Below are 13,449 nucleotides of genomic sequence, written 5' to 3'. Positions count from 1 at the left end.
CACGGCCTTCGCCGTATCGTGCCGAACGGGGGTCCTGGAAGAACGTGTTCCGGTGAGACTCGACCCGATTGGATGGTCCGATGCGCTCGGATGCCGCCTCGAGCGGCTCCGCGCGGCCCCGAACGCGTGCGCGGGGGCCGGTGGTTCCGGCCGGGCGGGCGACGGGTGGCCGTGACGGTCCGTCACCGGGCTTGGGGGTGCCGGTCCTCGGGCCGCCGGACGCGAGGCCGCCGGGTGCTCAGAGCAGGGTCAGCTGCGTCGGTCCGGGCGCGGCGGCGGGCACGGGTTCGGGTTCGGTGACGCGGCGGGGCATTCCGGCGCGCTTGGGGCCGATCCCGTACTCCTGTGCCAGTTCGTGGACCTGACGGGTGATCCGGCGCTGGTACCACTTCGGGGCGTAGGCGCCCTCCGCGTACAGCCGCTCGTAGCGCCGTACGAGGTGGGGGTGGTGGTGCTCGAGCCAGGCCATGAACCACTCGCGGGCGCCGGGCCGCAGATGCAGGACCAGGGGGGTCACCGAGGTGGCCCCGGACGCGGCTATGGCGCGGACGGTGGCGCGCAGCTGGGCGGGGTGGTCGCCGAGGAACGGGATCACGGGGGCCATCAGGACCCCGCAGTCCATGCCGTGGTCCGTCAGGGTGCGGACGACGTCCAGGCGGCGCTCGGGGGCGGGGGTGCCCGGCTCCACCGTGCGCCACAGCCCGGTGTCGGTGAAGCCCACCGACACCGAGATCCCGACGTCGGTGACTTCGGAGGCCTGCTTCAGCAGGTCGAGGTCGCGCAGGATCAGCGTGCCCTTCGTCAGGATCGAGAAGGGGTTCGCGTGGTCGCGCAGGGCCGCGATGATGCCCGGCATCAGTCGGTACCGGCCCTCGGCGCGCTGGTAGCAGTCGACGTTGGTGCCCATCGCGATGTGCTCGCCGTGCCAGCGGCGCGAGGCGAGCTGGCGGCGCAGCAGATCCGGGGCGTTGACCTTCACCACGATCTGCGAGTCGAAGCCGAGTCCGGTGTCGAGATCCAGATAACTGTGCGTCTTGCGGGCGAAGCAGTAAACGCATGCGTGCGAGCAGCCGCGATAGGGGTTGACCGTCCACTCGAACGGCATGCGGGAGGCCCCCGGCACCCGGTTCACGATCGACCGCGCCCGGATCTCGTGGAAGGTGATCCCCCGGAACTCGGGAGTGTCGAACGTCCGTGTGGTGACCGCGTCCGCGCCGAAGAGGGCGGCGTCGCGGGCGGGGCCTTCGGCCGTATCCGCTGTCAGGTTCTCCCAGCGCATGGCGCCTCCTAGGTAGCACTGGAGAGAGAATAGAACACATGTTCCCTTGATCGTGCCACCCCCTTTCGCGTGTCGCGTCGGCGGTGGTGCTCGGGGTCGGGGGCCCTGCCCCGTGCCGGGCGGGACCCTGTGTCGAGCCGGCGGTGCCGCCCGCGACCGGGGGACTCTCCTTCGCGTCGGCGCTGCCACCCGCGTCCACGGGGACCCCGATTTGGGGGGCGGGGCGGCGGGTGGTTGGCTGGCCGTACATCCCGAGAAACCACATGCTGGAGGAGTGCCATGGCGCAGGTCGAGGCCACGACGGAGCGGGTCATCGCGGCGGACGCGGAAACGGTGTTCGACGCCCTGGCGGACTACAGCGGCACGCGGCCCAAGCTGCTGTCCGAGCACTTCAGCGAGTACGAGGTGCGCGAGGGCGGCGACGGCACCGGCACCCTCGTCCACTGGAAGCTCCAGGCCACCAGCAAGCGCGTCCGCGACTGCCTGCTCGAGGTGAGCGAGCCCACCGACGGCGAGCTCGTCGAGAAGGACCGCAACTCCTCCATGGTCACCACCTGGCGCGTCACCCCGGCCGGTGAGGGGAAGTCCCGCGTCGTGGTCACCAGTGTCTGGAACGGCGCGGGCGGCATCGGCGGCTTCTTCGAGCGCACCTTCGCGCCCAAGGGCCTCGGCCGCATCTACGACACCCTGCTCGCCAACCTCGCGGCGCAGACCGAGAAGTGACCACCTCTCCGGGACGGCGCGTGCCTCCCGGAGATCCAGTGAAGCCCGCCGGACGGCGACTTGGCGGCCGACGCCGCCAAGGGGCCGTGTCCGAGGGCCTGTTGTGCCCTCACCGTTTCGGGTGGATGTTCCATGTATGCGGTGCTGTGCCGTAACTCGTCACGCTTGCCGGGAGTTGTCGCGACAGGCGGCAATTGCGCGGCAGGTGTGGCGAGGGGAGCGGGCGCATGGGCGGGATCACTCTGGTGCAGGACGAGCCGGTCCTCGCGCCCGCGTCCGACCCCGACCCGCCGGCCGCCCCGCCCGCCGGACCCACCCCGCGTCAGGTACGGCTGATCTTCTGCGGACTGATCCCGGCCCTGCTCCTCGCCGCGCTCGAGCAGATGATCGTGGCCACCGCGCTGCCGAAGATCGTCGGCGAGCTGCACGGCCTCGACCGGATGTCCTGGGCGATCACCGCCTACCTCCTCACCTCCACGGTCGCCCTCCCCGTCTACGGCAAGCTGGGAGACCTCTACGGCCGCAAGGGCGTCTTCCAGTTCGCCATCGCCGTCTTCGTCGTCGGCTCGGCGCTCGCCGGACGGGCGCGGACCATGGACCAGCTGATCGCCTTCCGCGCGGTCCAGGGCATCGGCGCCGGCGGCCTCATGACCGGCGTCCAGGCGATCATCGCGGACATCGTCCCGCCGGCCAGGCGCGGCCGGTTCATGGGACTGATCGGAGCCGCCTTCGGGCTCGCCTCCGTCGCGGGACCCCTGCTGGGCGGCTATTTCACCGACCATCTGTCCTGGCGGTGGTGCTTCTACGTCAACGTGCCCTTCGGACTGCTCACGCTGGCCGTCGTCTCCGTCGTCCTGAAACTGCCCGAGCCCGCCGTCCGGGGGCGGCTCGACGTCCTCGGAGTGCTGCTCCTCGCCACCGCGTCCACCTGTCTGGTCCTGCTGACCAGCTGGGGCGGCACCGAGTACGCCTGGAACTCGCGGGCCGTCCTCGCCCTCGGAGCGGGAGCGCTCGCCGCGACGGCGCTGTTCCTCGTCGTCGAGCGCTTCGCGGTCGAACCCCTCCTCCCGCTGCGGCTGTTCAGGGACCGCGTCTTCAACGTCACCGCGCTCGTCGGCCTGGTCGTCGGCGCCGCGCTCTTCGGAGCCGCCGGCTACCTCCCCACCTTTCTGCAGATGGCGGACGGCGCCGGGGCCACGGAGTCCGGGCTCCTGATGCTCCCCATGATGGGCGGCATCGTCGTCGCCTCCGTCCTCTCCGGGCAGCTCGTCAGCCGCACCGGCCGCCACCGGGTCCTCCCGGTCCTCGGCTGCGCCCTCGCGGCCGTCGGCATGTGGCTGCTCTCCCGCCTCGACGCCGACACCCCCCGGCTGCACTACAGCGTCTGGATGGCGGTCCTCGGCATCGGCATCGGCATGGTCATGCCCGTCCTGGTGGTCGCCGTGCAGAACTCCGTGCCGCCGGCCGACCTCGGCACCGCGACCAGCGCCAACACCTTCTTCCGGCAGATCGGCGGATCCGTCGGCGCCGCCGTCTTCGGCACCCTCTTCGCCCACCGGCTGGCCGACGCGCTCGCCCACCGCGTCCCACCGGGGGCCGGCGGAGCCGCCCCGGACCCCGAGTCCCTCACCCCGCACCTCGTCCACGCGATGCCCGCGGCACAGCGCGAGGGGTACATCGGCGCCTACGCGGAGGCCATGCCGCGGATCTTCCTCTACCTCGTGCCGGTCCTCGTCCTCGGCCTGCTCATCGCCCTCTTCCTCAAGGAGAAACCGCTGGTGTCCCACCACGCATCCACCGCCGGCAGCGAAGCGGAGCGGCACGCCGAACGGGTCCCGGGGGCCCGCTCGGGACACGGCGCCGGGATCCCCGTCTGCGGCACGGTGCAGCACCCCGACGGCACCGCCGTGGCGAGCGCCGCGCTCACCCTCATCGACATCGGGGGACAGCAGATCGGGCGTAGCGCCAGCGCGGAGGACGGCCGGTACGCCCTGTCCACGCCGGGATCGGGCTCGTACGTGCTGATCGCCGCCGCCGGGGGCCACCAGCCGCAGGCCGTCTCGGTGACGGTCGGCGAACGGCCCGTCGAGCTCGACGTCGTGCTCGGCGGGGCGGGCCGGCTCGCCGGAAGCGTGCTGACCGCGGACGGCACCCCCGTGCGCGAGGCCACCGTCACCCTCGCCAACGCGCACGGCGAGGTCGTGGCCACCACCCGCAGCGGACACGAGGGCGGCTACGTCTTCACGGACCTGGTGGCGGGCGAGTACACCCTCGCCGCCGGCGCCCCCGCGTTCCGTCCCGCCGCGCTCCCGGTGAGCGTCCTGGCGGCCCGGGAGACCCGCCAGGACGTCGAACTCGCCGGCGGTGCCGTGCTGCGCGGCACCGTCCGGGCGGGCGACGGGCGGCCCGTGGAGGACGCGCGCGTGACGCTGCTGGACGCCGCGGGCAACGTGGTCGACACGCTCACCACCGGACCGGACGGGACCTTCCGCTTCATCGACCTGTCGTCCGGCGAGTACACGGTCATCGCGGCGGGCTACCCGCCGGTGGCCACCGTGCTCCAGGTCGCCGGGGGAGGCCGCACGGAACGCGACCTCCAGGTGGGACACGAGGACTGAGGCGAGGCGCGGTTGGAAGCGCGCTCACGTCCGGAACGGGGGGCCGTGCCGGCGCGTCGAGAGGCGCGGCGCGCGCCGGAGCCGCCCCCCTCGCGTTCAATTCCCGCGTTGCCACACATCGCGACGCTCCGCCCCCGTACGGTAGTGGGGGCGGCACAGATCTTCAGGAGCCGTGGGGAGAGAGGGCCTGGGCCATGGACCGTGGCACCGCATCGGGCGCGGCTCCCAGCCCCGGAGCCGGGAACGGCGGGGCGGAGCACGCCGACGTCGGCCGCATCCCGCTGGCCGTGGTGGTCGTCGACCGGGACGGCCTCGTCTCGCACTGGAGCAGCGGCGCACGGCGCCTGTTCGGCGCCTCCAAGGACGAGGCACTCGGCCGCCACGCGGTGGACCTGCTCCCCGTCTCCGGCGCGCTCCCCGAGGCCGCGGACGCGGTCCCCTTCGGAAGCCGCGCCACGTACGACGGACTCGGGCCGGGCCTGGAGTCCTCCCTGGACGGGCGGCTCTCCTACCCGGCCGCCGGACGCGCCCGGCTGACCGCGGACGGCCCCGGACGGATCGACGTTCTGTGGTGGGCCTACCCACTGGTCGGCCCCGGCCCGGAACGGCTGCTCGTCCTCGCCGCCGACGCGGCCGCGATGCGGCACGAGGACGACGACGTCTCCTTCGAGCGCATCGCGCCCGGGTTCGCCCTGCACACCGACTTCCCCGGCGCCGAGGAGCTGGCCCGCCGGCTCCCCGACATCCTGCCCAGCATGAGCGTCGGCGAGAGCGCCCGCATCGTCGCGCAGGTCCTGGAACTGGGCTATCCCGTCCTGGAGTTCAGCCAGAACGACCGGGTGCCCGTCACCCCCGACTGGGGCGTGCCCCGGCGCGCGGAGCGCAGGGCGCGCCGCGAGCGGGCGGCCCTGGCGGCGGAGGCCGGTCTGCCCGTTCCGCAGGACCTCCCGGACGACGAGGGCGAGGACCTCGAGTACGTGGCCGTACGGGAACGCCTGGAGTTCCTGAACGAGGTCAGCGGGCGCATCGGGACCTCCCTCGACCTGGCGCGCACCATCGAGGAGGTCAGCCGGGCCGTGGTGCCCCGCTTCACGGACGTGGCGGGCACCTATCTGCGCGAGCAGGTCGTCGCCGGCGAGGGCTTCCCCGACGGCGTGCCCGACACGACCACGCTGTGGCACCGGGTCGCCGTGGAGCACACGGACGAGCCGGGCCGCTGGGACGACGTCGTGCCGGTGGGCGAGGCCATGCCCTTCCCCGCGCACACCCCGTTCTTCCAGTGCATGACCACCGGCGACCCCGTCCTCGTGCCGCGCATCAGCGAGCAGATGGGGCACATGATCGCCGCGCAGTTCGAGAAGCGCGACATCAGGCCCCTGATCACCGGCCGCTCCATGCTCGTCGTGCCCCTCAAGGCCCGGAACGTGGTGCTCGGGTTCATGATCCTGCTGCGTCATCCCGAGCGGGTCGAGTTCAACGACATGGACCGGGTCACCGGTGCCGAACTGGCCGCCCGCGCGGGCCTGGTGCTGGACAACGCGCGCATGTACACCTACCAGGAGAGCGTCGCCGAGACCCTCCAGGACAGCATGCTGCCGACCATCGCGCCCCGTATGGCCGGCTGCGACATCGCCACCCGCTATCTGCCGGGCACGCTCCTCGGGCGCGTCGGCGGCGACTGGTTCGACTCGGTGAAGCTGCCCGGCTCGCGCACCGCCCTGGTCGTCGGGGACGTCATGGGTCACGGCCTGAACTCGGCCGCGATGATGGGCCAGTTGCGCACCGCCGTCCAGACCATGGCCGCGCTCGACCTGCCGCCCGCCCAGCTGCTGCGCAACCTCGACGACCTCGCCCAGCGCCTCGGCGACAGCTATCTCGCCACCTGTCTCTACGCCGTCTACGACCCGATCGCCGGTCTGCTGCACCTCGCCAACGCGGGCCACATCCCGCCGGTCCTGGTCCGGGCCCGGGACGGCCGCAGCGAACTGCTCGACCTGCCGACCGGGGCGCCCATCGGGGTCGGCGGTGTGCCCTTCGAGGCGGTCCGCGTACGGGTGGAGCCGGGCGACCGGCTGGTGATGTGCACCGACGGGCTGGTCGAGGTGCGCGGCGAGGACATCGGTGTCGGCCTCGCCACCCTCTGCGAGTCCGCCGCCCACCCGGCCGCCTCCATGGACCACGCCTGCGACACGATCATCCGCGCGCTCAACACCCGCGGCGGGCGCAAGGACGACGTCGCCCTGCTGATGGCCCGGCTCAACGGCATCGCGCCCGAGGACGTCGCCGTCCGGAGCCTCGCGCTCGACCCGGCCGAGGCGGGCCGGGCCCGCGCCGTGGTCCGTGAGCAGCTGCGGGCGTGGGGGCTGACGGCCGTCGCCGACAACGCCGAGCTGATGGTCGGCGAGCTGGTCACCAACGCCGTACGGCATGCCCACGGCAGCCGGATGGAGCTGCGGCTGGTGCGCGGCGACACGCTGCTGTGCGAGGTGGACGACGAGGACCCCACGCTCCCCGTCCTGCTCAGCGCGGGTCCCGGCGCCGAGTTCGGGCGCGGGCTGCGGCTCGTCAGCGCCTTGTCCCGCGAATGGGGGGCCAGCCGCACCGGCGCGGGCAAGACGGTGTGGTTCGAACTGACGCTTCCGCGCGGGTGATCCGTTCGCCCGGAGTTCGCACGGCGGGGCGGCTCCCGCGGACGCGGGCGTACACGGTTCGAATGAGCGGTGAAGGAATGCGCCGGCGGCTTGTCGCCGTACCCCCGGAGCGGTAGACCGATCAGGCCCGCCGACACCCGGCGGGCACGGTCGCGACCCGGGGAGCGGGCATGAGCGTGAGCAGTCGGTACAGGGGAGCCTGGGAGGGCTTCTGGCGCGAGGCACCCGGCGGGCAGGGCGCAGTCCTGTGGGACGCGGATCCCGCGCTCACCGCCGCGGTCCATCTCGCCCACTTCGAGCCGCATCTCACGGCCCCCGACCTGCCCCTGGTGGACCTCGGCTGCGGCAACGGCACCCAGACCCGCTTCCTGGCCGACCGCTTCCCGCGGGTGGTGGGCACCGACCTCGCGCCGGCGGCGCTGGACCACGCCCGCACCGCCGATCCGGCGGGCCGGGCCCGGTACCGGCTGCTCGACGCGGCGGACAAGGCCGAGACCGAGGCCCTGCACGCCGAGCTCGGCGACGCCAACGTCTACATGCGGGGCGTCCTCCACCAGTCGGAGCCGGACGACCGGCAGCCGCTGGCGGACGGCCTGGCCACCCTGGCGGGCGACCGGGGCCGGGTCCTGCTGGTCGAGCTCGCCGAGGCCGCCGGTCCGGTCCTGCGCGCGCTGGCCCAGGACCCGGACGGCCCGCCGGCCAAACTGGCGCCCGTGTTCCGGCACGGCATCGCCCCCGGCGAGGTCGCGGACGCGGCCGTCCCCGAGCATCTGCGCCGGGCCGGCCTCACGGTCCTCGCGAGCGGTGAGCTCCCGCTCCACACGACCGAGCACACACCCGACGGCACCCTCATCGAACTCCCGTCGCGGTGGCTGGTTGCCGGGCGCCCCGGCTGACACAGGTGGTCCGGACCCGCCGGAGTTGTCCACAGGCTCTGCCGGGTCCGGGCCGAAGCGCGTACGGTTTCGGCATGAAGATCCTCATCAGCGCCGACATGGAAGGCGCCACGGGTGTGACCTGGCCGGCCGACGTGTTGCCGGGGACTCCCCAGTGGGAGCGGTGCCGCGCGTTGTTCACCTCGGACGTGAACGCCGCGGTGCTCGGCTTCTTCGACGGTGGTGCCGACGAGGTGCTGATCAACGAAGCCCACTGGAGCATGCGGAACCTGCTGCTGGAGCGGCTCGACGAGAGAGCGGAGATGCTCACCGGGCGGCACAAGTCGCTGTCCATGGTCGAGGGCGTCCAGCACGGGGACGTGGACGGCATCGCGTTCGTCGGGTATCACGCCGGGGCGGGCATGGAGGGCGTCCTCGCACACACCTATCTGGCGAACTCCGTCACCGGCGTGTGGATCAACGACGCGCGGGCCAGCGAAGGACTGCTCAACGCCCACGTCGTCGCCGAGTACGGTGTGCCGGTCGTGCTGGTCACGGGGGACGACGTGGCCTGCGAGGACGCCCTCGGGTACGCGCCCGAGGCGCTGAAGGTCGCCGTCAAGGACCATGTCTCGCGGTACGCCGCGGTGTGCCGCACCCCGGCCAGGACCGCCGCGGACATCCGGGCCGCGGCCAAGGAGGCGGCCGCGCTGGCGGTGCGGCACGAGCCGGTCGCCGGCGGCCCGTTCACCATCGCGGTGGAGTTCGACGCCGAGCACCTGGCCATGGCCGCCACGGTCGTGCCGGGGGTCGACCGTGCCGGTGAGCGCAAGATCGTGTACACCAGCGACACGATGTACGAGGGGATTCGGACCTTCAAGGCGGTCACCACGATCGCCTCGGCCGCGGTGGAGGAGCAGTATGGCTGACGAACGGGCACTCGACGAGGTCGTCCGGTTCACCTCCGACCTCATCCGGATCGACACGACCAACCGGGGCGGCGGGGACTGCCGGGAGCGTCCCGCCGCCGAGTACGCCGCCGAGCGGCTCACCGAGGCGGGTCTGGAGCCCCTGCTCCTGGAGCGCACCAAGGGGCGCACGAACGTCGTGGCCCGGCTGGCGGGCACGGACCCGTCCGCCGACGCGCTCCTCGTCCACGGTCATCTGGACGTGGTGCCCGCCCAGGCGGAGGACTGGAGCGTCCACCCGTTCTCCGGGGAGGTCCGCGACGGGGTCGTCTGGGGACGCGGCGCCGTGGACATGAAGAACATGGACGCGATGATCCTCTCCGTCGTCCGCTCCTGGGCCCGCGAGGGCGTGCGGCCCCGGCGCGACCTGGTCATCGCCTTCACCGCCGACGAGGAGGCGAGCGCCGAGGACGGCTCGGGCTTCCTGGCCGACAAGCACCCCGGGCTCTTCGAGGGCTGCACGGAGGGCGTCAGCGAGTCGGGGGCGTTCACCTTCCACGACGGCGCCGGGCGGCAGATCTACCCCATCGCGGCGGGCGAGCGCGGCACCGGCTGGCTCAAGCTCACCGCGCGGGGACGGGCGGGCCACGGCTCCAAGGTGAACCGCAGCAACGCGGTGACCCGCCTCGCCGCCGCGGTCACCCGCATCGGCGCCCATGAGTGGCCGTTGCGCCTCACCCCGACCGTGCGGGCCGCCCTCACCGAACTCGCCGCCCTGTACGGCGTGGACGGCGATCTCGACGACGTGGACGCCCTGCTCGACAAGCTCGGCCCGGCCGCCGCCCTCGTCGAGTCGACCGTCCGCAACAGTGCCAACCCGACGATGCTGAGCGCCGGTTACAAGGTCAACGTGATTCCGGGCGAGGCCGTCGCCTTCGTGGACGGCCGGTATCTGCCCGGCGGCGAGGACGAGTTCCGGGCGACGATGGACGAGCTCACCGGGCCGGACGTGCAGTGGGAGTTCCACCACCGGGAGGTGGCCCTTCAGGCCCCGCTGGACTCGCCGACCTACGCGCGGATGCGGGCGGCCGTCGAGGAGTTCGCTCCCGAGGGCCATGTCGTCCCGTACTGCATGTCGGGCGGCACGGACGCCAAGCAGTTCTCCCGCCTCGGCATCACCGGGTACGGCTTCACCCCGCTCAGACTCCCGGAGGGATTCGACTACCAGGCGATGTTCCACGGAGTCGACGAACGCGTGCCCGTCGAGGCGCTCCACTTCGGCGTCCATGTTCTCGACCGCTTTCTGCGCACGGCCTAGGGGGGACGAGATGCAGACCACGCCATACGGCTCATGGCCCTCGCCGATCGGCGCGAGGCTCGCCGCCGCGCACGACGGCAGCCCCGAGTTCGTCGGCTTCGTCGGCGACGAGGCCTGGTGGACCGAGCCCCGGCCCGCCGAGGGAGGGCGCCGCACCCTGGTGCGGCGCACCGCGGACGGCACCGAGGAACCGGTGCTCCCGGCCCCTTGGAACGTCCGCAGCCGTGTCATGGAGTACGGCGGCAGCCCCTGGGCGGGGATCATGCGCCCCGAGGGACCGCTGGTCGTCTTCGTCGACTTCGCCGACCAGCGGCTGTACCGCTGGGAACCCGGAGGCGAACCGAGCCCCTTGACCCCCCGCTCGGAGGTCGGCGGCGGGCTGCGCTGGGTGGACCCGCAGATCCGGCCGGAGCGCGGTGAGGTCTGGTGCGTCATGGAGGAGTTCACCGGGGACGGGCCCACCGACCTGCGCCGGGCGCTCGTCGCGGTGCCGCTGGACGGATCGGCGGCGGGGGACCGGGACGCCGTGCGCGAACTGTCCGACGGACGGCACCGGTTCGTCACCGGGCCCCGGATCTCGCCCGACGGACGGCAGGCGGCCTGGCTCGCCTGGGACCACCCGAGGATGCCGTGGGACGGCACCGAGGTGATCCTCGCGGACGTCACCGCCGACGGCGCGCTCACCGCTCCGCGGACGGTCGCGGGCGGCCCGGAGGAGTCCGTGGCCCAGGCCGACTGGGCCGCCGACGGCACCCTGCTCCACGTCAGCGACCGCGACGGCTGGTGGAACCTCCACCGCCTCGGCGGCGACGGCGAGGCGATCGCCCTGTGTCCGCGTGAGGAGGAGTTCGGCGGCCCGCTCTGGAAGGTCGGACTCCGCTGGTTCGCCCCGCTGGAGAGCGGCCTGGTCGCCGTCGTGCACGGACGGGGCTCCACCGCGCTCGGCATCCTGGACCCGGAGACCGGTGAGGTCGTCGACACGGCCGGCCCCTGGACCGAGTTCGCGGCGACCCTCGCCGCGCACGGCAGCCGGGTCGTGGGCGTCGGGGCCAGCCCCCGCAGCGCCCACGAGGTCGTCGAACTGGACGCCCGCACCGGGCGCGCCCGGGTGATCGGCGCCGCGCACGACGACCCGGTCGACCCCGCGTACTACCCGGAACCCCAGATCCGTACGTTCGAGGGACCCGCCGGACGCGAGGTCCACGCGCACATCTACCCGCCGCACCATCCCGGCCACGTCGGCCCCGCCGACGAACCGCCGCCCTACGTCCTATGGGTCCACGGCGGCCCCACCAGCAGGTCACCCCTCGTACTCGACCTGGAGATCGCCTACTTCACCTCCCGGGGCATCGGGGTGGCCGAGGTCAACTACGGCGGTTCGACCGGTCACGGACGGGAGTACCGCAACCTCCTGCGCGAACAGTGGGGTGTCGTCGACGTCGAGGACTGTGCCGCCGTCGCGCTCGCGCTCGCCGACGAGGGCACCGCCGACCGGCGCCGGCTCGCCATCCGGGGCGGCAGCGCGGGAGGCTGGACCACGGCCGCCTCCCTGGCCACGACCGACGTCTACGCCTGCGGCACGATCCTCTATCCGGTGATCGACCTCACCGAATGGGCGACGGGCGAGACGCACGACTTCGAGTCGCAGTACCTGGAGTCGCTCGTCGGCCCGATCGCCGAGGTACCGGCCCGGTACACCCAGCGGTCGCCGTCCACGCACGCCGACCGGATCACCGCGCCGTTCCTGCTGCTCCAGGGGCTCGACGACGCCGTCTGCCCGCCCGCTCAGTGCGAACGCTTCCTGGCCCGCATCGAGGAGCAGGGCCGCCGGGTCCCGCACGCCTACATCGCCTTCGAGGGAGAAGGGCACGGCTTCCGCCGCGCCGAGACGATGGAGCGCGCCCTGGAGTCCGAACTCTCGCTGTACGCGCAGGTCTTCGGACTGAACCCACCCGGTGTCCCGACGCTGGAGCTGTCCAAGTGAGGCGGCCGGCCGCCCGGTGCCCCCGCGCCCCGGGCCGCCGGCCTCCGAACCACCCGGCATCCCGGCGGCACCGTCCGACCCCGAACCACCGACGACTGGAGCACCACGAGTGACCCGTACGACCGCACCGATCCCCGCACTGACCAGGCCCGCGCGACTCGCCGCCGGGGCCAGGGTCGCGGTCGTCGCGCCCAGCGGGCCCGTCCCCGAGGAACGGCTCCAGGCCGGCCTCGACATCCTGCGCGGCTGGGGCCTCGACCCGGTCGTGGCGCCCCACGTCCTGGACCGGCACGGCGAGTTCGACTACCTGGCGGGGACGGACGCGGACCGGGCCGCCGACTTCCAGGCGGCCTGGTGCGACCCGGACGTGTCCGCGGTGCTGTGCGCCCGCGGCGGTTACGGCGCCCAGCGCATGATCGACCTGCTCGACTGGGACGCCGTCCGGGCGGCCGGCCCCAAGGTCTTCGTCGGCTTCAGCGACATCACCGCACTGCACGAGGCGTTCGCCACGCGGATGGGCCTGGCGACCCTGCACGGCCCGATGGTCGCGGCGGTCGACTTCCTGAAGAACGAGCGGTCCCAGGAGCATCTGCGGGCCACCCTCCTCGAACCCGAGTCGGTGCGGACCATAGCCTCCGGCGAGGCCGTCGCGCTCGTGCCCGGGAAGGCCACCGGGGTCACGCTCGGCGGCTGCGCCAGCCTGCTGGCCGCCGAACTCGGCACACCGGGTGCCCGCGCCGGCGCCCGGGGCGGACTGCTGCTGATCGAGGACATCGGTGAGGAGGCCTACCGGCTGGACCGCATCCTGACGCAACTGCTGCGCAGCGGCTGGCTCGACGGTGTCGCCGGCATCGCGCTCGGCTCGTGGGTGGACTGCGGACCCTACGAGCGGCTGCGCTCGGTGTTCGCCGACCGGCTCGGCCCGCTCGGCGTTCCGGTCGTCGAGCACTTCGGATTCGGCCACGCCGAGGGGTCGCTGACGATGCCGTTCGGTGTCCGCGCCGAACTCGACGCCGACGCGGGGACCCTGACCCTGGAGGAGCCCGCGCTGCTGTGACCCCTCGGGAGGACGCCGGGGCGGTCCGTGCTCGCG

Annotated in this window: 9 protein-coding genes; 8 read left to right on the top strand and 1 reads right to left on the bottom strand. The window is 73.3% G+C overall.

Annotated features, from left to right (window positions below):
* Positions 1 to 238 precede the first annotated feature (238 nt).
* Entirely contained in the window at positions 239 to 1,279 is a 1,041-nt protein-coding gene (locus tag IO36_RS19135) for an Rv2578c family radical SAM protein (protein ID WP_037621456.1), read from the bottom strand.
* A 279-nt stretch (positions 1,280 to 1,558) separates the two neighbouring features.
* On the opposite strand from IO36_RS19135, the gene IO36_RS19130 reads away from it, so the two are divergent.
* The 8 genes from IO36_RS19130 to IO36_RS19095 all read left to right on the top strand — a co-directional run bounded on the left by IO36_RS19130 (position 1,559) and on the right by IO36_RS19095 (position 13,413).
* On the top strand, positions 1,559 to 2,002 hold the full coding sequence (locus tag IO36_RS19130) for an SRPBCC family protein (RefSeq protein ID WP_037621454.1): 444 nt from the start codon (positions 1,559 to 1,561) through the stop codon (positions 2,000 to 2,002).
* Positions 2,003 to 2,229: 227 nt separating this feature from the next.
* Entirely contained in the window at positions 2,230 to 4,620 is a 2,391-nt protein-coding gene (locus tag IO36_RS19125) for an MFS transporter (protein ID WP_037621452.1), read from the top strand.
* 194 nt (positions 4,621 to 4,814) lie between these two features.
* The gene (locus IO36_RS19120; protein ID WP_037621451.1) at positions 4,815 to 7,271 is read left to right on the top strand and encodes an ATP-binding SpoIIE family protein phosphatase; all 2,457 of its coding nucleotides are present in this window, start codon (positions 4,815 to 4,817) and stop codon (positions 7,269 to 7,271) included.
* A gap of 170 nt (positions 7,272 to 7,441) precedes the next feature.
* Positions 7,442 to 8,167 carry a class I SAM-dependent methyltransferase gene (locus IO36_RS19115; protein ID WP_037621449.1) on the top strand — a complete coding sequence of 242 codons (726 nt, stop codon included), beginning with the start codon at positions 7,442 to 7,444 and terminating at the stop codon, positions 8,165 to 8,167.
* Between the two features lie 74 nt (positions 8,168 to 8,241).
* Positions 8,242 to 9,075 (top strand): M55 family metallopeptidase, encoded by an 834-nt coding sequence (locus IO36_RS19110; protein WP_037621447.1) that lies wholly within the window; start codon positions 8,242 to 8,244, stop codon positions 9,073 to 9,075.
* On the top strand, positions 9,068 to 10,372 hold the full coding sequence (locus IO36_RS19105) for a M20/M25/M40 family metallo-hydrolase (protein ID WP_037621445.1): 1,305 nt from the start codon (positions 9,068 to 9,070) through the stop codon (positions 10,370 to 10,372). Before IO36_RS19110 ends, IO36_RS19105 begins: the two co-directional genes overlap by 8 nt.
* A gap of 10 nt (positions 10,373 to 10,382) precedes the next feature.
* Positions 10,383 to 12,356 carry an LpqB family beta-propeller domain-containing protein gene (locus IO36_RS19100; protein ID WP_037621444.1) on the top strand — a complete coding sequence of 658 codons (1,974 nt, stop codon included), beginning with the start codon at positions 10,383 to 10,385 and terminating at the stop codon, positions 12,354 to 12,356.
* A gap of 130 nt (positions 12,357 to 12,486) precedes the next feature.
* Positions 12,487 to 13,413 (top strand): S66 peptidase family protein, encoded by a 927-nt coding sequence (locus tag IO36_RS19095; protein ID WP_037621935.1) that lies wholly within the window; start codon positions 12,487 to 12,489, stop codon positions 13,411 to 13,413.
* Positions 13,414 to 13,449 lie beyond the last annotated feature (36 nt).

This window comes from Streptomyces aureus (assembly GCF_000725495.1).
GTDB classification, from domain to species: domain Bacteria; phylum Actinomycetota; class Actinomycetes; order Streptomycetales; family Streptomycetaceae; genus Streptomyces; species Streptomyces aureus_B.
The sequence above is the reverse complement of the archived record's forward strand: the minus strand, read 5'-3'. Positions and strand labels throughout refer to the sequence as shown.